The 20,553-nt window shown below is 72.7% G+C and carries 19 protein-coding genes, 1 pseudogene and 1 riboswitch; of the genes and pseudogenes, 10 read left to right on the top strand and 10 right to left on the bottom strand.

Annotated elements, in window-relative coordinates; genetic code table 11:
• The first annotated feature begins 46 nt into the window (after positions 1 to 46).
• The gene (locus ACZ6BB_RS28205) at positions 47 to 1,405 is read left to right on the top strand and encodes an MFS transporter (protein ID WP_471617948.1); all 1,359 of its coding nucleotides are present in this window, start codon (positions 47 to 49) and stop codon (positions 1,403 to 1,405) included.
• A 330-nt stretch (positions 1,406 to 1,735) separates the two neighbouring features.
• Entirely contained in the window at positions 1,736 to 2,230 is a 495-nt protein-coding gene (locus ACZ6BB_RS28200) for a MarR family winged helix-turn-helix transcriptional regulator (protein WP_471617947.1), read from the top strand.
• On the opposite strand, the pseudogene ACZ6BB_RS28195 reads toward ACZ6BB_RS28200, so the two are convergent.
• Both ACZ6BB_RS28195 and ACZ6BB_RS28190 read right to left on the bottom strand, forming a co-directional pair.
• Positions 2,187 to 3,238 (bottom strand): annotated as a pseudogene (locus tag ACZ6BB_RS28195) (substrate-binding domain-containing protein). The gene ACZ6BB_RS28200 and the pseudogene ACZ6BB_RS28195 sit on opposite strands and share 44 nt — an antisense overlap.
• A gap of 242 nt (positions 3,239 to 3,480) precedes the next feature.
• Positions 3,481 to 4,218, bottom strand: a complete 738-nt coding sequence (locus ACZ6BB_RS28190) for a DUF1775 domain-containing protein (protein ID WP_471617946.1) — start codon at positions 4,216 to 4,218, stop codon at positions 3,481 to 3,483.
• 220 nt (positions 4,219 to 4,438) lie between these two features.
• A riboswitch (cobalamin riboswitch) is annotated at positions 4,439 to 4,621 on the top strand.
• 30 nt (positions 4,622 to 4,651) lie between these two features.
• Here ACZ6BB_RS28190 and ACZ6BB_RS28185 point away from each other — a divergent pair.
• From ACZ6BB_RS28185 to ACZ6BB_RS28170, 4 genes are read left to right on the top strand one after another with little or no spacing between them, the layout of a single operon-like run.
• Positions 4,652 to 5,365 carry an energy-coupling factor ABC transporter permease gene (locus ACZ6BB_RS28185; RefSeq protein ID WP_471617945.1) on the top strand — a complete coding sequence of 238 codons (714 nt, stop codon included), beginning with the start codon at positions 4,652 to 4,654 and terminating at the stop codon, positions 5,363 to 5,365.
• Positions 5,362 to 5,883, top strand: coding sequence for an energy-coupling factor ABC transporter substrate-binding protein (locus ACZ6BB_RS28180; protein WP_471617944.1), 522 nt, complete (start codon positions 5,362 to 5,364; stop codon positions 5,881 to 5,883). The genes ACZ6BB_RS28185 and ACZ6BB_RS28180 overlap by 4 nt, the downstream gene beginning before the upstream one ends.
• 5 nt (positions 5,884 to 5,888) lie before the next feature.
• A complete protein-coding gene (gene cbiQ, locus ACZ6BB_RS28175; protein ID WP_471617943.1) occupies positions 5,889 to 6,638 on the top strand; it encodes a cobalt ECF transporter T component CbiQ in 750 nt (249 codons plus the stop codon).
• Positions 6,635 to 7,477, top strand: a complete 843-nt coding sequence (locus tag ACZ6BB_RS28170) for an energy-coupling factor ABC transporter ATP-binding protein (RefSeq protein ID WP_471617942.1) — start codon at positions 6,635 to 6,637, stop codon at positions 7,475 to 7,477. The genes cbiQ and ACZ6BB_RS28170 overlap by 4 nt, the downstream gene beginning before the upstream one ends.
• Here ACZ6BB_RS28170 and ACZ6BB_RS28165 read toward each other — a convergent pair.
• The 6 genes from ACZ6BB_RS28165 to ACZ6BB_RS28140 are packed head-to-tail and all read right to left on the bottom strand — an operon-like array spanning position 7,459 to position 12,661.
• Positions 7,459 to 8,337, bottom strand: coding sequence for an amidohydrolase family protein (locus tag ACZ6BB_RS28165; protein ID WP_471617941.1), 879 nt, complete (start codon positions 8,335 to 8,337; stop codon positions 7,459 to 7,461). The two genes, ACZ6BB_RS28170 and ACZ6BB_RS28165, sit on opposite strands and share 19 nt — an antisense overlap.
• Positions 8,334 to 8,645 (bottom strand): L-rhamnose mutarotase, encoded by a 312-nt coding sequence (locus tag ACZ6BB_RS28160; protein ID WP_471617940.1) that lies wholly within the window; start codon positions 8,643 to 8,645, stop codon positions 8,334 to 8,336. The genes ACZ6BB_RS28165 and ACZ6BB_RS28160 overlap by 4 nt, the downstream gene beginning before the upstream one ends.
• Positions 8,642 to 9,658 carry an aldo/keto reductase gene (locus ACZ6BB_RS28155; RefSeq protein WP_471617939.1) on the bottom strand — a complete coding sequence of 339 codons (1,017 nt, stop codon included), beginning with the start codon at positions 9,656 to 9,658 and terminating at the stop codon, positions 8,642 to 8,644. The genes ACZ6BB_RS28160 and ACZ6BB_RS28155 overlap by 4 nt, the downstream gene beginning before the upstream one ends.
• Positions 9,655 to 10,464 carry an SDR family NAD(P)-dependent oxidoreductase gene (locus ACZ6BB_RS28150; RefSeq protein WP_471617938.1) on the bottom strand — a complete coding sequence of 270 codons (810 nt, stop codon included), beginning with the start codon at positions 10,462 to 10,464 and terminating at the stop codon, positions 9,655 to 9,657. The genes ACZ6BB_RS28155 and ACZ6BB_RS28150 overlap by 4 nt, the downstream gene beginning before the upstream one ends.
• A complete protein-coding gene (locus ACZ6BB_RS28145) occupies positions 10,461 to 11,798 on the bottom strand; it encodes an L-fuconate dehydratase (RefSeq protein WP_471617937.1) in 1,338 nt (445 codons plus the stop codon). Before ACZ6BB_RS28145 ends, ACZ6BB_RS28150 begins: the two co-directional genes overlap by 4 nt.
• An 11-nt stretch (positions 11,799 to 11,809) precedes the next feature.
• Positions 11,810 to 12,661, bottom strand: coding sequence for a fumarylacetoacetate hydrolase family protein (locus ACZ6BB_RS28140; protein WP_471617936.1), 852 nt, complete (start codon positions 12,659 to 12,661; stop codon positions 11,810 to 11,812).
• Between the two features lie 412 nt (positions 12,662 to 13,073).
• On the opposite strand from ACZ6BB_RS28140, the gene ACZ6BB_RS28135 reads away from it, so the two are divergent.
• From ACZ6BB_RS28135 to ACZ6BB_RS28120, 4 genes are all read left to right on the top strand, one after another.
• Positions 13,074 to 14,123, top strand: a complete 1,050-nt coding sequence (locus ACZ6BB_RS28135; protein WP_471617935.1) for a sugar ABC transporter substrate-binding protein — start codon at positions 13,074 to 13,076, stop codon at positions 14,121 to 14,123.
• Between the two features lie 90 nt (positions 14,124 to 14,213).
• On the top strand, positions 14,214 to 15,878 hold the full coding sequence (locus ACZ6BB_RS28130; RefSeq protein WP_471617934.1) for a sugar ABC transporter ATP-binding protein: 1,665 nt from the start codon (positions 14,214 to 14,216) through the stop codon (positions 15,876 to 15,878).
• Positions 15,879 to 15,880: 2 nt separating this feature from the next.
• Complete coding sequence (locus tag ACZ6BB_RS28125) at positions 15,881 to 16,921, top strand: ABC transporter permease (protein WP_471617933.1); 1,041 nt, start codon at positions 15,881 to 15,883, stop codon at positions 16,919 to 16,921.
• A gap of 21 nt (positions 16,922 to 16,942) precedes the next feature.
• Positions 16,943 to 17,644, top strand: a complete 702-nt coding sequence (locus tag ACZ6BB_RS28120) for a FadR/GntR family transcriptional regulator (RefSeq protein WP_471617932.1) — start codon at positions 16,943 to 16,945, stop codon at positions 17,642 to 17,644.
• 66 nt (positions 17,645 to 17,710) lie between these two features.
• Here ACZ6BB_RS28120 and ACZ6BB_RS28115 read toward each other — a convergent pair whose 3' ends face one another.
• Together ACZ6BB_RS28115 and ACZ6BB_RS28110 are read right to left on the bottom strand one after the other, a co-directional pair.
• Complete coding sequence (locus ACZ6BB_RS28115; protein ID WP_471617931.1) at positions 17,711 to 19,027, bottom strand: phytase; 1,317 nt, start codon at positions 19,025 to 19,027, stop codon at positions 17,711 to 17,713.
• Between the two features lie 145 nt (positions 19,028 to 19,172).
• A complete protein-coding gene (locus ACZ6BB_RS28110; RefSeq protein ID WP_471617930.1) occupies positions 19,173 to 20,483 on the bottom strand; it encodes a DUF418 domain-containing protein in 1,311 nt (436 codons plus the stop codon).
• Positions 20,484 to 20,553 lie beyond the last annotated feature (70 nt).

The following is a 20,553-nucleotide window of genomic DNA, read 5'->3' as shown; positions in this document are numbered from 1 at the left end:
TACCGACACCCGACCGCTCGACGCCACGCCGAGGGGAGCCGTTCGCATGCTCGCCGTTCTGCGTCATCGCGCCTACCGGCGGCTGTTCGCCGCCCAGGTCGTCGCTCTCGTGGGCACGGGGCTCGCGACCGTCGCCCTCGGACTGCTGGCCTACGATCTCGCGGGCGCCGACGCCGGTTCCGTCCTCGGGACGGCCCTGGCGATCAAGATGGTGGCGTACGTGGTGATCGCCCCGGCCGTCGGCGCGGTCGCCGACCGGCTGCCGCGCCGCGCCCTCATGGTGACGGCCGATCTGGTGCGCGCCGGGATCGCCGTGTCCCTGCCGTTCGTCGGCGAGGTCTGGCAGGTGTACGTCCTGGTGTTCCTCCTGCAGTCCGCCTCGGCCGCGTTCACGCCCACGTTCCAGGCCGTCATCCCCGACGTGCTGCCCGAGGAGCGCGACTACACACGCGCGCTGTCGATGTCCCGGCTCGCGTACGACCTGGAGAGCCTCTTCTCCCCCGCCCTCGCGGCCGCCCTGCTGTCCGTGGTCACCTACGACCGGCTGTTCACCGGCACCGTCCTCGGTTTCCTCGCCTCGGCCGCGCTGGTGCTCTCGACCGCCCTGCCCGAACGGCCCGCCCCCGCCCGCCCCCGCGCGGACGGGGTGTACGCCAGGGCCACGGCCGGCAGCCGCCTCCTCCTCGGGGTCCCCGCGCTGCGGGCCCTGCTCGCCCTGAACCTCGCGGTCGCGGCGGCCGGTGCGATGGTGACGGTCAACTCGGTGGTGTACGTCCGCGAGGTGCTGGGCCTGTCGGCGGGCGCCGTCCCACTGGCGCTCGGGGCGTACGGCGCCGGGTCGATGGCCGTGGCCCTGATGCTGCCGCGCGTCCTGGACAGGGTTCCCGACCGGGCGGTGATGCTGCCGGGCGCGCTGTCCCTGGCCGTCGTCTTCGCCGGACTCGGGGCCGTCACGGCCGCGCGGGACGGGATGTGGCGGCTGCCCGCGCTGCTGGTCCTCTGGGCCGCGTTCGGCGCCGCGTCCTCGGCGGTGCTCACCCCGGCCGGGCGGCTGGTGCGCCGCTCGGTGGCGCCCGGGGACCGTACGGCCGCGTTCGCCGCACAGTTCTCCCTCTCGCACGGCTGCTGGCTGCTGACGTACCCGCTGGCCGGATGGCTGGGAGCGGCGGGACTCGGCCGGGCGGTGTTCGCCCTGGGGGCGATCGCCCTGGCTGCGGCTCTGCTGGCCGTACGCCTGTGGCCGCCCGCTTCGTCGACGACCGGCTCGCCCGCGGTTCCCGCGCCGACGGCCCACGTGCACGCGGATCTCCCGCTCGGCCATCCCCACCTGGTGGGCGCCCTGCGTGTGCCGACGGGCTGGCGGCACAGCCACGGACACCTCGCCGACGGGCTGCACGCCCGGTAGGGCGGGCGCGAAGCCGGGGCCCTCGCCGGAGTGCCGTGGGACGCCCGGCCGTCGGCACGCCGAGCGTCGCCCGGACCCCGTACCCCTCGCTCCATGGGCGCCATCGCAGGAAGGCCACGATCGCCACGAGCACGATGACCTCGGCGACACCGACCGTCCTTCGGAGCAATTGCTGAACAATTTCCCGAGGAAGTGTTTTCCGGGGCGCCGGAATCATTGTTTCCCATGGAAAACATGTGTTCATGACCTGCCCATGAGGAGCGAGATGATCGCAGGTAAGCTCCGGGCAGCACCGTCGCCGGGGCGGCGGCAGGCGAGTCGAGGAGTGCGATGGCGAGGCGGCCCGAGGAACTGCTCCATCTGCTGAGCCGGGCGGAGCGCCTGTCCGTACGCCGAGTCCAGTCCGTGCTCGACGAGTTCGGCTGTTCGGTGGAGGCGTGGCGGGTCCTCGACCTGCTCTCCGACGGGCAGGGTCACCACATGACGGCTCTCGCCGAGCACGCCTTCCTGGCGGCGCCGAGCCTGACCAAGCTGATCGACCAACTCGTCGACCAGAACCTGGTGTTCCGCCGCGTCGACCCCGTCGACCGGCGCCGCGTCCTCGCCCATCTCACCCCGCGCGGCAAGCAGCGATGGCAGTTGCTCGCCCGTGAAGTGCGCGCCGGCTGGACCGGGTCGGAACCACCGCTCACCGACGAGGACGACAGGCAGCTGGGAATCCTGCTGGCCCGGCTGGCCCGCACTCTGGAGCTGGGCGGGAGCGCCGAGGGCCGGGGCGGGGTCAGCGCAGGTCGTGCGGAGCGCGCAGCTGGGCGAGGACGTTGAAGTCGTATCCCTCCGCACGCGCGAGGTAGATGCGCTGGCGGACATGGCGCCCGTCCAGGCCCAGCAGCCCGCGCGGGCCCTCGTACGCGACGGTGTCGGCGACCGCCCCGATCGCCGACACGTCCAGGGCGCCCGCCCGTTCGACCAGCGCGGCGAGCAGCAGGACACCCTCGTAGCAGGGCTCGCCGACACTTCTCGGGACCGGTGCCTCCGGGCCGAAGCGGGCGGCGTACTGGCCGTGGAAGTCCATGGTGTTCCGGTCGGCGAGCGAGGCGAAGTAACCGGCGGCGCTGTACAGGTCGAAGGTGGCCTCGGGGCCGCTGCCCAGCAGCATGTTCTCGTCCATCAGCGTGCTCAGCCGCAGGCACCGCCGGTCCAGCCCGGCCGCGGCGAAGGCCCGGTTGAAGCGGACCGCGTCACTGCCGACCAGGAGCATCAGGACCCCGTCGGCGTCGGCCCGCTCGATGCGGCGCAGCACGCCCCCGAAGTCCTCGGTGCCCAGCGGCAGATACGCCTCACCGCCGACCCGGCCCCGGCACTCGCGGGCGTAACCCCGGGCCGCCCGCGGCGGTGCGGCGGTGCGGCGGTGCGGCGGTGCCAGACGTAGTCGTTGCCGACGACGAACCAGCGGCCGATCCCGCGTGACTCGGCGAGCAGCCGCATCGCGGGCAGCAGTTGCCAGGACGGCGTCTCGCTCGTCATGAAGACGCCCTCGGTGCGCTCCCCGCCCTCGTACAGGGCCGTGCAGACGTAGGGCACCCGGTGTGCGATCCGTGGCGCCACGGCCTGCCGGACTGAGGAGACGTGCCAGCCGGTGACGCCCTGCACCGCGCCCGCGGCGACCAGGGTCTCGACCTCCTCGGCGACCCGCCACGGCTCGGCTCCGCCGTCGACCTCGACCAGCCGCAGCTCCCTGCCCAGCACTCCCCCGGCCTTGTTGACCTCCTCGGCGGCCGGCCGCGCGCACGCCCCGCAGGTGGGGCCGAAGATCCCGGCGGGGCCGCGCATCGGGTAGACGAGCGCGACGCCGAAGGCCGAGGGGCGGGCCGGTGCCGCGTCGGTGCTGTCGAGTCCCCTCAGACTCGTGCGCCGTAGCCGCAGCTGCAAGAAGGTCGCAGTAAAGGTCGTGTCAGGTTTCGGTCAGACGAGGACCACCCGGTGGACCGAGCGTGCGCACCGGTCCACCGGGAGTGTGTCCTCGCAGCCGGGAGTCGCCCCGCCTGTCCCTGCCTGGTCTCCCGATCGGAGCGTCAGGCGGTCCCGCCCCGACGGGACCTGAGCCACCATGCCCCGCCACCGAGGGCGAGGAGGACCACCGCGCCGACGGCGAGGGGCACGGCGAGGGAGGCGTCGTCGTCGGTGCTGGCCGCCGCGGGTTCAGCCGACGAGGTGGAGGCCGTGGCGCCGGGCTCGGGTGAGGAGGGCGCCGTCGTGGGCTCCTCCGACGGGCTGGGCGTGGGGCTGACCGGCTTCGCGCCGGGTGCGGCGGCCTTCAGGTCGAGACGGGGGGCCGGGTGACCGTGACCGTGGCCGTCCCCCTCGGACTCCTCCTCCAGCTCGATCCACCGGTCGACCTTGCCGTCGCTGTAGGACTGCAGGGTCTTGAAGACCAGCGACCTGGCGTCGGGCAACTGCCGTACGGTGACGGTGTACTCGACGTCCTCGCCGACCGCGAGCTTCGTGCCCGACACGGTGTAGCCCCGGTCGGTGGGGGTGAACTTCCAGCCGTCCGGGCCACCTTTGTAGGTGAGGTCGGCGGGGACGATGCCCTTCGGAAGGATCACCTCCAGCTTGGTGATACCGGCGGACGCGGATTCCGACTCGGCGGAGAACTCCAGGTCGACGTTCTGGTCGAGGGCTCGGGCGCCCTCCGCCTCGACCTCCGCGTGGGCCGCGGCCGGCCCCGCGGTGGCGACGGCGAGCGCGAACGCGGCCACCGTGAGGACGCCGAGACGGCGCGAACTGCGAATCAAGGTCGGGCGGTGCACTGCGGACTCCCTGTGCCGACGGCATGAAGGGTGCATTCAAGCGCAGAGCCGGATCTCCGGCCAAGGGCGGCCCTTCTGTGCGAACGGTTCCCGCCATCCCACGACGTCGAGTGATCACTGGTGTGTGGTGTGGGGTCAGTGGGGCGTGCGCGGGGGTGTGAGCTGTTCCACGGCGCCCGCGCGCCCCTCGTCTCCGCTTGTCAGCGCCCTTATCTGGGCACTACTGTCACCACGCCTTGGTGAACGGGAAATCCGGTGTGATGCCGGTGCGGCCCTCGCCACTGTGATCGGGAAGTCCGGCTCCAGTCCTCACGGACAGCCACTGGGTCTTTTGACCCGGGAAGGCGGAGCACGGGCGGTGGTACCCGTCAGCCAGGAGACCGGCCAAGGCGCGTCAACCATCCACGAGGTGCTGGAGAGGGTCTGCTGAGCCATGCACATAGCCGAGGGTTTCCTTCCTCCGGCGCACGCGATCGCCTGGGGTGTCGCGTCCGCGCCGTTCGTCGTCCACGGAGTCCGGGCACTCACCCGTGAGGTCAGGGAGCATCCCGAGAGCACCCTGCTGCTCGGCGCCTCCGGTGCCTTCACCTTCGTCCTGTCCGCGCTGAAACTGCCGTCGGTCACCGGAAGTTGCTCCCACCCCACCGGCACCGGACTGGGCGCCATCCTGTTCCGGCCGCCGATCATGGCGGTGCTGGGCACCATCACCCTGCTCTTCCAGGCGCTGCTGCTCGCGCACGGCGGCCTGACCACGCTCGGCGCCAACGTCTTCTCGATGGCGATCGCCGGCCCCTGGGCGGGCTACGCCGTCTACCGGCTGCTGCGGCGGTTCGACGTGCCTCTGATGGTCACGGTGTTCTTCGGCGCGTTCGTCGCCGACCTGGTGACCTACTGCGTCACCAGCGTGCAGCTGGCGCTCGCCTTTCCGGACCCGAGCAGCGGTTTCCTGGGCGCGCTCGGCAAGTTCGGTTCCATCTTCGCCGTCACCCAGATCCCGCTCGCGGTCAGCGAGGGGCTTCTCACCGTGCTGGTGATGCGTCTGCTGGTGCAGTCGAGCAAGGGCGAACTGACCCGGCTCGGCGTGCTCCTGACCGGCAACCGCGACAGCGCCGGGCCCGAGACCGAGACGAAGGCGGTGGCCCGGTGAACCGGAACACGAAGATCAACCTCCTGCTGCTGCTCGTCGTGGCCGCGCTCGCCGTCCTGCCGCTGGCCCTCGGCCTCGGCGACCACAAGGAGGAGCCCTTCACGGGCGCCGACGGCGAGGCGGAGACCGCGATCACGGAGATCGAGCCGGACTACCAGCCCTGGTTCTCCCCGCTGTACGAGCCGCCGTCCGGTGAGATCGAGTCGGCTCTCTTCTCCCTGCAGGCCGCGCTCGGCGCGGGGGTCCTCGCCTACTACTTCGGCCTCCACCGGGGCCGCCGCCAGGGTGAGGCGCGGGCCCGGGCGCAGCTGGACGGGGCGGACACCGGCCCGGTTCCGGAGCCGGGGGCGGACGCGACGGCCACGGCGGCGTGGACGGCCGCTGCGGCTCCCCCGACCACTGCGGCTCCCCCGACCTCTACGGCTTCCACGGCCTCCACGGCCACGAAGACCGCGACCGGCGAGGAGCGCGCCTCCGGTGGTCCCGCCGGGGGGAACTCCCCCACCGGGCGGGTCTGACCCTCGTGCTGCCGATCGACGCGGCGGCGCACAGCAGCCGCTGGCGCCACCGCCATCCCGTGGACAAGGCCGTGCTCGGGCTCGGCCTCACCGTGCTCGCGATCTCGCTGCCGCCCTGGCCCGGCGCGGCCCTGGTCCTGTCGGCCGCGCTCACCGTGCTGCTGGGTCCGGCGGGCGTGCCCGGCCGCCGGCTGTGGCGCGCCTACCGGGTGCCGCTGGGCTTCTGCGTGACCGGCGCGCTGCCGCTGCTCGTCCAGGTCGGCGGGCCCGACGGGTTCGTCACCCTGGCCGACGGCGGCCCGGCCCGCGCCGGGGAACTGCTGCTGCGCACCTCGGCCGCCTCCCTCGGCGTGCTGCTGTTCGCCTTCACCACGCCCATGTCGGACCTGCTGCCGCGTCTGGTGAAGGCGGGGGTGCCCGCGCCGGTGGTGGACGTCGCGCTGGTCACGTACCGGATGAGCTTTCTCCTGCTGGACTCCGTGCGCCGGATCCGCGAGGCGCAGGCCGCCCGGCTCGGGCACACCACCCGGGCCGCGACCTGGCGTTCGCTCGCCGGTCTCGGCGCCACCGCGTTCGTACGGGCCTTCGACCGGGCGGCCCGGCTGCAGACCGGCCTCGCCGGGCGGGGGTACGACGGCACGCTGCGCGTGCTGGTGCCCGAGGCCCGGATCTCCGCCCGCTTCATCGGCGCGGGAGTCGCGCTGCTCGCCGCCGTCGCCGCCCTCACCTTCGTCCTGGAAAGGCCGCTGACATGAGCGACCCCGTGCTGGTCACCCTGCGGGGCGCCTCCTTCGCCTACGAGGACGGCCCGGTCGTGCTCGACGGCCTCGACTTCGAGGTGCGCGAGGGGCGCGCGCTCGCCCTGCTGGGCCGCAACGGCAGCGGCAAGACGACACTGATGCGGCTGCTCAGCGGTGGACTGCGGCCCCGTACCGGCGAACTCGCGGTCGAGGGGCGGCCGGTGACGTACGACCGCAAGGGGCTGACCCGGCTGCGGACGACGGTCCAGCTGGTCGTCCAGGACCCGGACGACCAGCTGTTCGCGGCGTCCGTCGCCCAGGACGTGTCGTTCGGCCCGCTGAACCTCGGGCTGTCCGACGCACAGGTGCGGGCCCGGGTGGACGAGGCGCTCGGCGCGCTCGGCATCGGCGCCCTGGCCGACCGGCCCACCCATCTGCTCTCCTACGGCCAGCGCAAGCGGACCGCCATCGCGGGCGCGGTCGCCATGCGGCCCCGGGTCCTGATCCTCGACGAGCCGACGGCCGGGCTCGACCCCGACGGACAGGAACGGCTCCTCGCCACCCTGGACGAACTGCGCCGGTCCGGCACCACCGTGGTCATGGCCACCCATGACGTCGACCTCGCCCTGCGCTGGGCCGACGACGCGGCCCTGCTCACCCCGTCCGGGGCGCGCACGGGCCCGGTGGCCGCGATGCTCGCCCGCACGGACCTCCTCCAGCAGGCCGGGCTGCGGTTGCCCTGGGGCATCGCGGTCGCCGGACTGCTGCGCGAGCAGGGCCTGTTGGCCGACGACGCGGCCGGTCCGCGCACCCCCGAAGGGCTGGCGGCCCTGGCTCAGGTCCGCAGGCCGTAGACGCGGACGGCGGTGGCCGCGAAGACCTCCCGGCGTTCCGCCGGGCCGAGCCCGCACAGCAATTCCCCTGCCGTGTCGAGGACTTCGCGGTAGTCCGAGGCCAGCCGGCAGACGGGCCAGTCGGAGCCGAACATCAGCCGGTGCGGGCCGAAGGCGTCGAGCAGGGTGTCGGCGTACGGGCGGAGGCCGGCGACGGACCAGTTCTGCCAGTCCGCCTCCGTGACCAGTCCGGAGAGCTTGCAGACGGTGTTGGGGAGGGCGGCCAGGCGTCGTATCTCCCCGGCCCACGGCCGCAGTTCACCGGAGGCGACGGGCGGCTTCGCCGCGTGGTCCAGGACGAAGGTGAGGTGCGGGAGGCGGGCCGCCGCCTCCACCGCGGCCGGCAGCTGGTGGGGCTTGACCAGGAGGTCGTAGACCAGTCCCGCGTCGGCGACGGCGGCCAGGCCCCGCAGCACGTCCGGGCGTACCAGCCAGCGGGGGTCGGGTTCGCCCTGCACCTGGTGGCGGATGCCCACGAGGTGCTCGCCGCCCGGCTGTTCACGCAGCCCGGCGAGGGCGGCACCGACCTCGGCAGAGGTGAGGTCGGTCCAGCCGACGACCCCGGCCACCAGGTCGCTGCCGGCGGCCAGCGCCAGGAACTCGGGGGTCTCCTCGGGCACGGTGACCGTCTGCACCAGCACGGTGGCCCTGACCCCGGCCGCGCGTGCCTGCGGTTCCAGGTCGCGGAGGGTGAAGTCGCGGCGCAGCGGCGCGAGTTCGGGGCCGGTGATCCAGTCCTGGTCGCGGACGGAGAGGTCCCACACGTGGTGGTGGGCGTCGACGATCCCGGTGGGCGGGGCGTGTGCACCGGCCGGTGTCACAGTTCCCACACCACGGGAAGTCCCGCGTCGGACCCCTCCGCCGAGTAGTCGTGGACGACGTCGAGGAGGTCCGCCATACGGGCCTGCCAGGCGATGTTGACCGGGAGCCTCTCCAGCTCGGTGATCATCGCGGCGTAGTCCTCGACCTCCAGCAGGTGGAAGAGGTCGGTGCCGCTGCGCCAGATCGTCCACTCGCTCACCCCGGCGACGCGGATCGCGGTGGTCAGCTCCTCGGGGACCTCGCGGTGGGCCGCCTCGTACTCCTGGACGCGGTCGGCGCGGACCTTGGTGTGCAGGGCGACCCTCACGACGGCTCCTTGTCCTCGGCAGGCTCTTCGGCGGGCACGGGGGCTTCCGGTGCGATGAGACCCGCCGCGCGCAGTTCCTCCCAGAGGGCGGCCGGTACGGGGAGGCGGGACTGCTCCAGGGTGTCGCGGACCTCGTCCGGTGAGCGGGCGCCGGTGAGGACGCCGGCGACGGCCGGGTGGCCGAGGGGGAAGCGGAGGGCGGCGGCGCGCAGCGGCACACCGTGGCGTTCGGTGACCTCCTTCAGGCGCAGGGCCCGCCGGATCACGGGTTCCGGGGCCGGGGCGTAGTCGTAGGTGGCGCCCGGTCGGGGGTCGGTGAGCAGGCCGGAGTTGAAGACGCCGCCGATGAGGACGCTCCGGCCGCGGGCGGCGGCCTCGGGGAGCAGCTCGGTGAGGCCCTCCTGTTCCAGGAGGGTGTAGCGGCCGGCGAGGAGGACGACGTCGATGTCGGTCTCGCGGAGGAAGCGGGCCGGGACGGCGGTCTGGTTCATGCCGACGCCGATCGCTCCGACGACGCCTTCGCCGCGCAGCTGTTCGAGGGCCGGGTAGGCCTCGTCGAGGGCCTGGGCGGCGTGGTCGTCGGGGTCGTGGAGGAGGACGACGTCCACCCGGTCCAGGCCGAGGCGCTCCAGGCTGGCTTCGAGGGAGCGGCGGACGCCGTCGGCGCTGAAGTCCCAGACGCGGCGCAGGGTGGCGGGGACGGCGAAGCCGTGGGCCAGGTCGTCGGCCGGGCCGCCGTCCTCGGCGGGCACCAGCAGACGTCCGACCTTGGTGGAGACGGTGTAGGTGTCCCGGGGGCGCTCGCGCAGGGCGGCGCCCAGGCGGCGTTCGGAGAGGCCGAGGCCGTAGTGGGGTGCCGTGTCGAAGGTGCGGATCCCGGCGTCCCAGGCGGCGTCGACCGCGGCGGCGGCCTCCTCGTCGGCCACCGGACGGAAGAGGTTGCCGATGCCGGCCGCGCCGTACGCCAGCTCGGTGACCCGGACGTCGGTGCGACCGAGGGTCCTGGTCCTCATGAGCCCACCGGGCGCAGCCGCAGGCCCTGCATACCGCCGTCGACGGCCAGGGCGGTGCCGGTGACGGATGCCGCGGCGGGGCTCGCCAGGTAGGCGATGGCCGCGGCGACCTCGTCGGCGGTGACCAGACGGCCCATGGGCTGGCGGGCGTCGAGGGCGGCACGCTCGGCCACCGGGTCGTCGGCGGCGTCGAGGAGGCGGCCGACCCAGGGGGTGTCGGCGGTGCCGGGGTTGACACAGTTGACGCGGACGCCCTCGCGGACGTGGTCGGCGGCCATGGCGAGGGTCAGGGAGAGCACGGCTCCCTTGCTGGCGCAGTAGAGGGCGCGCTGCGGCAGGCCGGCGGTGGCGCCGATGGAGCAGGTGTTGACGATGGCCGCGTGGGACGATTCCCGCATGTGGGGCAGGGCGGCGCGGCTGGTGCGGACGATGCCGAGGACGTTGACGTCCAGGACGCGGTGCCACTGTTCGTCGGGGTTGTCCTCGACGGTGCCGATGGCGCCGATGCCCGCGTTGTTGACGAGGATGTCGAGACCGCCGAGCCGCTGGACGGCGTCGGCTACGGCTGCCCGGACGGAAGTGTCGTCGGTGACGTCGGCTTTCAACCCGAGCAGGGGGGCCGGCGCCCCGGTGGGATCGAGGTCGAGCACGGCGACCGCGGCGCCCCGGGCGGCCAGCAGCCGGGCCGTGGCGAGCCCGATGCCGGACGCGCCTCCGGTGACGATCGCCGTGAGCCCCGCCAGTTCCCCCCTCGGCTCGGCGGGTCCGCTTGTCGGTCCGGTCGGTGCGCCCGTCTGCCCGGTCATGCGACTTCCTCTCGTCCGGCGAGGTCGGCGGCCCAGAACGTGCCGTCGGGGTAACGGTATTGGGCGAGCGACGCGGGATGCATGGTGGCCGAGAATCCCGGGGTCAGAGGGGCGACGTAGTGGCCCCCGCGCATCACCACGGGAGCGGTGAAGTGCTCGTGGAGGTGGTCGACATACTCGATGACCCGGTCGTCGGTGGTGCCGGACAGGGCCAGGTAGTCGAACATCGACAGGTGCTGGACCAGTTCGCACAGGCCCACGCCCCCGGCGTGCGGGCAGACGGGTACGCCGAACTTCGCGGCGAGCAGCAGGATCGCCAGGTTCTCGTTGACACCGCCGACGCGGGCCGCGTCGATCTGGAGGACGTCGAGGGCGTCGGCCTGGAGGAGCTGCTTGAAGACGATGCGGTTCTGGACGTGTTCGCCGGTCGCGACCTTCACGGGGGCGACACCCCGGCGGACGGCGGCGTGACCGAGGATGTCGTCGGGGCTGGTGGGTTCCTCGATCCAGTACGGGTCGAACTCGGCGAGCGCCCGGGTCCACTCGACGGCCTCGCCGATGTTCCAGCGCTGGTTGGCGTCGATGGCGATGCGCACGCCGTCGCCGACGGCGGCGCGGGCGGTGCGCATGCGGCGGACGTCGTCGTCGAGATCGGCGCCGACCTTCAGCTTGATCTGGGTGAAGCCGTCGGCGACGGCCTGCTTGGCCAGCCGGGTCAGCTTCTCGTCGGAGTAGCCGAGCCAGCCCGGGGAGGTGGTGTACCCGGGGTAGCCGCGCTCCAGCAGCACCGCCTCGCGCTCGGCGAGCCCCGTACGGCCCCGCCGGAGCAGGTCCAGGGCCTCCTCGGGGGTGAGGGCGTCGGCGATGTAGCGGAAGTCGACCTGGGAGACCAGCCACTCGGGCTCGGCGTGGGCGAGCAGCTGCCACAGGGGCCGGCCGGCGCGCTTGGCGGCCAGGTCCCACACGGCGTTGACGACGGCGCCGACGGCCATGTGCATCACGCCCTTCTCGGGGCCGAGCCAGCGCAGCTGGCTGTCGCCGATCAGGTCGCGGTTGACCGAGCCGGGGTCGGCGCACAGTTCCTCGACCGAACGGCCGATCACGTGGTGCCGCAGGGCGCCGATGGCGGCGACCTGGACGTCGTTGCCGCGGCCGATGGTGAAGGTGAAGCCATGCCCTTCGAGGCCGTCCCCGGCGTCCGTGCGCAGTACGACGTAGGCGGCGGAGTAGTCGGGGTCCGGGTTCATGGCGTCGGAGCCGTCCAGCTCCCGCGAGGTGGGAAAGCGGATGTCGTAGGTGTCGACCGCGGTGATCCGGGCGGGGGTTGCAGTCACGGGGGTGCCTTTCACGCTTGGCCGAACGTCTGGCGCTGGCTCCCGAGCCCGTCGATCTCTAGCTCGACGGTGTCCCCGGGGCGGAGGTAGGGGGTGCCGGGCAGGCCGAGGGCGACGCCGGCGGGCGTACCGGTGTTGATCACGTCGCCGGGCTCCAGGACCATGTACCGGCTGAGGTACGCCACGATCTCGTGGACCGGGAAGATCATGTCGCGGGTGTGGCCGTCCTGGCGCTTGACGCCGTTGACGCTCAGGCGCAGCCCGAGGTCCTGGGGGTCGCCGGCCTCGTCGGCGGTGACCAGCCACGGGCCCATCGGGTTGAAGGTCTCGCAGGATTTGCCGAGGTCCCACTGCGAGGAGTACTCCAGCTGGAACTCGCGCTCGGAGACGTCGTGGCTGACCACGTATCCGGCGATCACCCCGGCCGCCTCCTCGGGGCTCTCCAGGTAGCGGGCCCGCCGTCCGACGACGACGCCCAGCTCGACCTCCCAGTCGGTCTTCCCGGAGCCGCGCGGGATCAATACCTGGTCGTACGGCCCGACGACCGTGCCCGGGTCCTTCATGAAGACCACGGGGCGGGGCGGGATCGCGGCGCCGGTCTCGGCGGCGTGGTCGCGGTAGTTCAGCCCGACGCAGACGATCTTGCCGGGGCGGGCGAGGGGGGCGCCGACGCGCAGGCCCTCGGTGCCGAGCACGGGCAGTCCGCCCGCCACGACCGCCGCGCGGGCCAGGTCGACTCCGCCGGAGGCGAGGAAGGCACCGTCGATGTCGGTGGCCACGGAGGACAGGTCCAGCAGCCGGCCGTCGTCGGTGCGGACGGCGGGCCGCTCCTCCCCCGGGGCGCCGACGCGTAGCAGTTTCACTGGGGATGCTCCCTTGCCATGAAGTGACTCCTTCATTCATCGGAGGAATGGCGCACCGTGACTGTAGGGGCAGTTCGGCGAGCTGACAACGTATTCCTCGGATGTATTTGATCGACAGGGAGCCATTCCGCAGGTCACGGATCGGTCATGTACGACATCCTCCCCCCGGTGATCGCCACCTCCCCCCTCGATCACGGACACAACTCATCGGGAAGGACCTCTTGTCAACTCCGGCAATGCCGTCGTAACGTCCTCGACGTCCGAGATACATCGGAGGAATCGCACCACTGCCTCGTGGCCGGTCAAACTCCGCTGCTCGTTCACCGGTTGACCCCCAACCCTCCCCTCCGACGGTCCACTCACGCCTGTCCCGGAGGGCGGCCTCCCCGTCCTGGCTAAGGAGAACCCGGCCATGAAGCTCGCTCGCACCCGCTCCACCGCCGCAGCGGTCTGCACCCTCGCGGCCCTTGCCCTCCTGACCGCGTGCAATCGCGACAGCTCCTCCGGCTCGGCCGGCTCGGGCGGTGACAAGCCCGCCATCGGGATCGACCTGCCTCGCTCCGACTCGGACTTCTGGAACTCCTACGCCGAGTACCTGAAGAAGGACGTCAAGTCCGAGGACATCAACGCGCTGCCGCTCAGCAACTCGCAGAACGACGTGACCAAGCTGGTCGCCAACGTGCAGGTGTTCCAGAACACGGGCGCCAAGGCCGTCGTCATGGCGCCGCAGGACACCGGCGCCATCGCCTCCACCCTCGACACCCTGGCGTCGAAGAAGATCCCCGTGGTCAGCGTCGACACCCGGCCCGACAAGGGCGACGTCTACATGGTCGTGCGCGCCGACAACCGGGCCTACGGCACCAAGGCCTGCGAGTTCCTGGGCAAGCAGCTGGGCGGCAAGGGCAAGGTCGCCGAGCTGCAGGGTGCCCTCGACTCCATCAACGGCCGCGACCGCTCCGAGGCGTTCGCCGAGTGCATGAAGACGAAGTTCCCCAAGATCAAGGTCTTCGAGCTGCCCACCGACTGGAAGGGCGACGTGGCCTCCGCCAAGCTGCAGAGCCTGCTCGCCCAGCACCCCGACCTGAACGGCGTCTACATGCAGGCCGGCGGCGTCTTCCTCCAGCCCACCCTGGCCCTGCTGGAGCAGAAGGGCCTGCTGAAGCCGGCCGGGCAGAAGGGCCACATCTCGATCGTCTCCAACGACGGCATCCCGCAGGAGTTCGACGCCATCCGCAAGGGTCAGATCGACGCCACCGTCTCCCAGCCCGCCGACCTCTACGCCAAGTACGCGCTGTACTACGCGGAGGCCGCGGCCGAGGGCAAGACGTTCAAGCCCGGCGCCACCGACCACGACTCCACGATCATCGAGATCCCGAACGGCCTGGAGGACCAGCTGCCCGCGCCGCTGGTGACCAAGGACAACGTGGACGACAAGACCCTGTGGGGCAACAACGTCGGCTAGCCGTCGCCGGACCGGCACCGGGGAGGAGGGGCGCGGCCCGTCCCTCCGCCCGCACCCTCTCGTACCCACCCCACGAAGGACGGTATCCACATGGCGGACACCGCGACCGCCGCGGCGAACGGCGGCGGGCTCCCCGCCGCCGGGAGTCCCGCCCCGGTGGCCGAGGCCACCGGCATCAGCAAGAGGTTCGGCGCCACCGTCGCGCTGCGCGACGCCCGGATCACCATCGCCCCGGGCGAGTCGCACGCACTCGTCGGCCGCAACGGCGCCGGCAAGTCGACGCTGGTGTCCATCCTGACCGGACTGCGGCCCGCCGACACCGGAACCCTGCGCTTCTCCGGCGAGGCGGCGCCCCCCGTCGGCGACATCGACGCCTGGCGCTCCCGGGTCGCCTGCGTCTACCAGAAGTCCACGATCATCCCGGACCTGACGGTCGCCGAGAACCTCTTCCTGAACCGGCAGAGCGACGGCGCGGCCCGCCCCATCCGCTGGAAGCAACTGCGGGCGCGGGCGGAGGAGCTGCTCGCCGGATACGGCGTCGACGTGAAGGCCGGCGCGCGGGCGAGGGATCTCACCGTCGAACAGCGGCAGTTCGTGGAGATCGCGCGGGCACTGTCGTTCGGCGCGCGCTTCATCATCCTCGACGAACCGACCGCGAAGCTCGACGCCCGCGGCATCGGCCGCCTCTTCGACAAGCTCCGCGACCTCCAGCGCCAGGGCGTCGCCTTCCTCTTCATCTCGCACCACCTGCAAGAGGTGTACGACCTCTGCACCACCGTCACGGTCTACCGCGACGCCGCCCACATCCTGACCGCGCCCGTCGCCCGGCTCGGCCACCAGGAGCTGGTGGAGGCCATGACCGGGGAGACCACCGTCACGGCGGCGGCAGCCGTCGAGAACCGGCCCCCGGTACGGCCGGACTCCCCCGACCTCCTCACGGTCGAGGGCCTCACCCTGCCCGGCGCCTGCGAGAACCTGTCGCTGTCGGTGCGCGCGGGCGAGGTGGTCGGCCTCGCCGGCGCGGCGGCCAGCGGCAATGTGCGGGTCGGCGAGACCGTCGCCGGGCTGCACCGCCCCGAGCGGGGCACGATCTCGGTCGGCGGGCGGCGGGTGCGCGGCGGCAGTGTGCCGTCGGCGCTCGCCGTCGGCGTCGGGCTCGTCCCGGAGGACCGGCACCTCCAGGGCCTGGTCAACAACCGCAGCGTGGCGGAGAACGCCACCCTCACCGTCACCGACCAGCTCGGCCCGTACGGCACGGTGCTGCCCGCCCGGACCAGGAGCTTCGCCCGGCGCATGATCCGCGACCTCGACATCAAGACCCCGGGCGGCTCCACCCCCGTGTCGGCCCTGTCGGGCGGCAACCAGCAGAAGGTGGTGGTCGCCCGCGCCCTGGCCACCGATCCCCATGTGCTGGTCGCCATCCGCCCCACCAACGGGGTGGACGTCAAGTCCAAGGAGTTCCTGCTGCGCCGGATCCGGCAGGTCGCGGACGCCGGGAAGGCCGCGCTGATCGTCTCCGACGAACTGGACGACCTGAAGGTCTGCGACCGGCTCGTGGTGATGTTCCACGGGCGGGCGGTCGCCGAGTTCGACCGCGGCTGGAAGGACGAGCACGTGGTCGCCGCCATGGAAGGCGTGGCCGGGCGCGGGGAGCCCTCCGCCGAGGCCGCGACGGGCCGGGCCGGGGCGTCCGGCACCGCCACCGACGACCGGGCGGACACCGCCCCGGACACCACCGAAGAGCACGGAAGGTAGTCATGTCCGCCACCACTGATGTCACCGACCCCGCCACGAGAGCGGCGCGGGAGACCACCGGGGACACCCGCCGCGGGCTCGACCTCGGTCGCTTCCGTGAGCTGTCCCTGGTCCCGGCGATCCTCGTCCTCGGACTGATCGGCTTCATCGTCTCGCCGGCCTTCCTGACCGCCGACAACCTCATCGGCGTGGCCCAGCAGTCCACCGAGCTGAGCCTGCTGGTGCTGGCCACCGCGCTGATCCTGGTCTGCGGCCGGATGGACCTGTCCCTGGAGTCCACCATCGGCGTGGCGCCCGTCATCGCCGTCTGGCTGGTCCTGCCGACCAGCGGCGCCCGGTTCACCGGGCTCGGGCTGCTGCCCGAGTGGACGGCCGTACCGCTCTGCCTGCTGGTGGGCGTGGCGATCGGGGCCGTCAACGGGTTCCTGATCCTGAAGCTGCGCCTCAACGGGTTCATCGTCACCCTCGGCATGCTCACCATGCTGCGCGGTCTCCAGGTCGCCCTCTCCGAGGGGCAGTCCATCGTCGAGCTGCCCTCCTCCTTCACCTACCTGGGCAAGGCGTCCTGGCTGGGCGTGCCGGCCGCGATCTGGATCTGTGTGGTGCTGTTCGCGGCGGGCGGCAGCGCGCTGACCTGGCTGCGCCACGGGCGGGCGCTGTATGCGATCGGCGGAAACGCGGAGGCGGCCCGCACCGCCGGTATCCGGGTGGACCGGATCGTGTGGGCGGTGCTGATCCTCGGCAGTGTGCTGGCCGCGTTCGCCGGCATCCTCTACAGCGGTCACTACGGCTCGATCTCCGCCACCCAGGGCAGTGGCTGGATCTTCCAGGTCTTCGCCGCGACCGTCATCGGCGGGGTGAGCCTCAACGGCGGCAAGGGTTCCGTGTTCGGCGCGCTCACCGGTGTGCTGACGCTCCAGCTCGTCGTGAACGTCATGACACTGGCGGGTGTCCCGCCGCTGTGGAACCAGTTCCTCAACGGCGCGATCATCATCGTCGCGCTGATCATCTCCCGCTTCGCCTCCGGCGAGAAGCAGGAATAGGCCGCGACAGGGAGGTCTCTCGTGGCACTGACCGACGAGGCGATGGACAAGATCAAGGCGATGATCGTGGCCGGTGAGCTGGCCCCGGGGTCCCGCCTGCCCAAGGAGGAGATCCTCGCCGCCCAGCTCGGCCTGTCCCGCAGCTCGCTGCGGGAGGCGGTACGGGCACTGACCGCGATGCGCATCCTGGTCACCCGGCAGGGCGACGGCACCTATGTGTCCAGCCTGGAGCCGCACCTCCTGCTGGAGTCGCTCTCCTTCGCCTCGGACGTCTCCCAGGGGCGCACTGCCCTGCAACTGCTCCAGGTACGGCGGCTGCTGGAACCCCAGGCCACCGGGACGGCAGCCGCCCTGCTCACCGCCGACGACCTCCGTGACCTCGGCACCATCCTGGAGCGGTCACGGGCCGCCGCCACGGTCGAGGAGTTCGTCGGCCACGACATCGCCTTCCACCTGCGGATCGTGGAGGCGGTCGGCAACCCGGTGCTGACCATGCTGCTGCGGGTGCTGTCCACCCGGACCCAGCGGGCCCGGATCGTGCGGGGCACCCGCACCGAGCGGGCCGTGGAACACGCCCACCGGGAGCACGAGGAGATCCTGCGCGCCCTGCGGGCCCGTGACGCCGCCCTGGCGGTCTCCGCCGCGACGGTCCATGTCGCGGCCGTGGAGCAGTGGATGGCGGACGGACTGGACGAGGACCCCCTCTGCGCGATGGGGGACTGACCGCGCAGAGGGGGCCGAGGGCGGGGCGGCCGGGGGCAGGGGGGCGGGTCGGCGGAGGGGCGTCGCTCACATGCCGGTGGCGTCCACCAGTTTCCCGAGATCGACGAACTTGAAGCCGGTGGACGTGCGGGTGCCGCCCTCCCCGTCCGGAACCCCGGGCGTCTCGTGGCCGTCCTGGACGACGAGGAGCCCGCGCGGATAGCGGCGGCCCAGCGGGGCGTTGAGGACGGCGGCGCCGTCGCACTCCTCCACGCCGTCGAGGGTGTCCGACGCGGCCCCGATCCGGAAGCCGCCCTCGTACTCGTTTCCTTCGCGCACCTCGCGGTCGTACAGGGCGAAGGTGTCGTCCCCCTGGCTGGAGGCGATCAAGTAGCCGTCTCCGTCCGGCTCCTGATAGATCGTCAGGCCCTCGACGTCGGCCGACAGGCGCTTCCCGCCGTGGCCGGGATCGGCCCCCGGCACGCACTCCTCGCTCTCCTCGTCGTAACGGCCGGGGACGCCGTACTCCTTGGTCCTGTCGATCAGGACGGGCCTGCCGGTGAGGTCGGCGCGCAGGCGCCAGATGCCGATGTCCTCCTGGCCGGCGTAGAGGGTGCCGGTGGCGGGGTCGACGGCCATGCCCTCGACCTGCGGGAGTTCTCCGGGCTCGCCGCAGGGACTCCACGTCGTGCCGTCGGGCAGCCGGAAGGAGGAGGGCAGGTCGAGAGTGCGGACCTTGCGGTAGCCGACCCTGCCGTTCGCCGCGGGGAGGAGTTCGAGCAGGGCGAGGCGGGTGCGCTCGCGCCGGCTGACGAGGGCGTAGGCGCGGCCGGTGGACCTGTCCGTCCAGGTGGCGAGGCCGTACGCGGTGCGCTGGTCGTCGATCTCGGCCTGGTCGGTGGAGAAGACGGGAGCGGCGGCCGGGTCGGTGATGTCGGTCAGCGGGCCGCCGCGGCGGGCGGGGTCGATGCGGTAGATCCGCAGCCGGTCGTTGCCCCGGTCGCTGACCACGGCCACGTCGGTCCGGCCCGCCGGGGTGCGCAGGCCGGTGACGAGGTCGACGTTGTTGTAGCGGCCGGGGGCGTCGTCCCGCGTCGGCGGCTGCGGCGCGGGCAGCGACTGCACCAGGCGGGCGTCCAGGTCGTAGACGCGCAGGCCGCCCTCCTTCGCGGTGGCGACGACGAGGCTGCGGCCGGGGTCGGCGGGGTTCCGCCAGATCGCCGGGTCGTCGGCGTCGGCGTTGCCGCCGGCCTCGTCGTCGTACAGCGCGGCGGACTCGCTGGTCGCGGTCACCGTCGGGAGGGCGGAGGCGCCCGCCCCCGCGGGGGAGACCGCGAGCGAGGCGGTCAGCGCGGTCACCGAGGCGAGGAGGGCGGCTCTTCCAGCAGTACGGGGCGTTCTCACAGGCGTTCGCTTCCTTACCGTCGTGTATGCCGTCGAGGGTCGTGACACGCAGATGGTGCGGAGAGAATCTTGCGCCCGCCCAGACGTGACCTGTCCATGCCGAAACAGTCAATGGGCCCGGGTTCGGCCGAAGTTCGCCCGGTCGTCACCTGATGTGGCGGGCCGGGCGCGTGGAGAGGTGGAGGAGGTGCTCCAGGGGGCCGCGGCGGAACCGCCGGGTCCAGACGGTGGCGAACAGCAACGCGACCGACGCGTAGAGGAGGAGGTCGACCAGGGCCGGTCCGGTCCCGTCCTTCATGCCGAACTCCCGGACGGCGAGGATGTGCAGCACGTACGCGGTCAGGGCCGTCATGCCGACGGCGCGGACGGGCCCGGCGAGGCGCGCGCAGCGCGGCAGCCGCTCCACGGCCGTCACGCACCCCACCACGACCAGCAGCGCGACACCGGTGTTGCCGAGGAGCGAGAACGTCGTCTGGCTGTGCGGCGCGCCCACCAGGAGCCAGGCCGCCGGGGTGTCGTCGACGAGGTCGCCGACGGTGTCGGACCACCAGGCCGAGGCCGCCGACCCGCCGTCCGTGGCGGCGGCCACGGTGGCCCGCGCGTGCGGTACGAGGCTCAGGGCGAGCCAGGAGCCGCCGTGGCCCAGGATGACCAACACGCCCGCGGTGACGGCCAGTCGGCCGCGGACCGCGCGGCGGGTGAGGTCGAGGCGGGCGACCGCCATACCGGCGAGCATGAACGACGCCCAGGTGAGCACGGGGTATTCGCCCGTGAACAGCAGTTCCATGAACCCGTCCGTGTCACTGACCCGGGCCAGCGGGTCGGCGGCGACGATGGCGTCCGCCCAGCTGCCTTCCTCGATCGACAGCTGCACCACGTACAGGACTTGGGGCATGACGAGCGCGCAGGCGACGGCGAGGAGTGCGAGCGCCCGGGCGCGCAGCCGGTACAGCGGGAGGATGACGAGAAAGGTCAGCCCGTAGAAGGCGAGGATCACGTCGACTTCGGTGTCGAGGGCGGTCAGGGCGAAGCCCAGAGCCATCAGGACGACGGAACGGATGACCATGCGCGCCACCGCCTGCCGCCCGGTGCGCCCGGTGAGCGGGTGCGGCCGTCCGGTGATCAGTACGAGGGTGAACCCGGCGAGCAGCGCGAACAGAGCGGAGGAGCGGCCCCGCGCCAGCTCCATGACGAGGCCCAGCGGTCCGCCGGCCTCGGGTTCGGGCCCGACGTGGGCGGCGTACATACCGAGGACGGCGAGCCCGCGGGCCAGATCGATGCCGAGCAGCCGTCCGGTCGAGGGAGCCGGGGAGAACCCGGCGGGGTGGTCGGCGGCGGTCGCGGCGGCCGGGACGGCGGCGTGCGGGGGGACGGCGTGCGAAGTGGTCGCGGACGAGGTGACGGCCGACGGGGCGGCCGGTCGGGACGACAGGTGTGATGACGTCTCGGGTGTCATGGCCTTCAGCGTCGGGGGCGCGAGGGGCGCGAACCCATCCGGCGGATGGCTGGAGGATTCCCGCCGACCG

This window comes from Streptomyces sp. NPDC041108, assembly GCF_055592645.1.
Note: the sequence above shows the minus strand (reverse complement) of the source record. Positions and strands in the feature narration are given on the sequence as shown.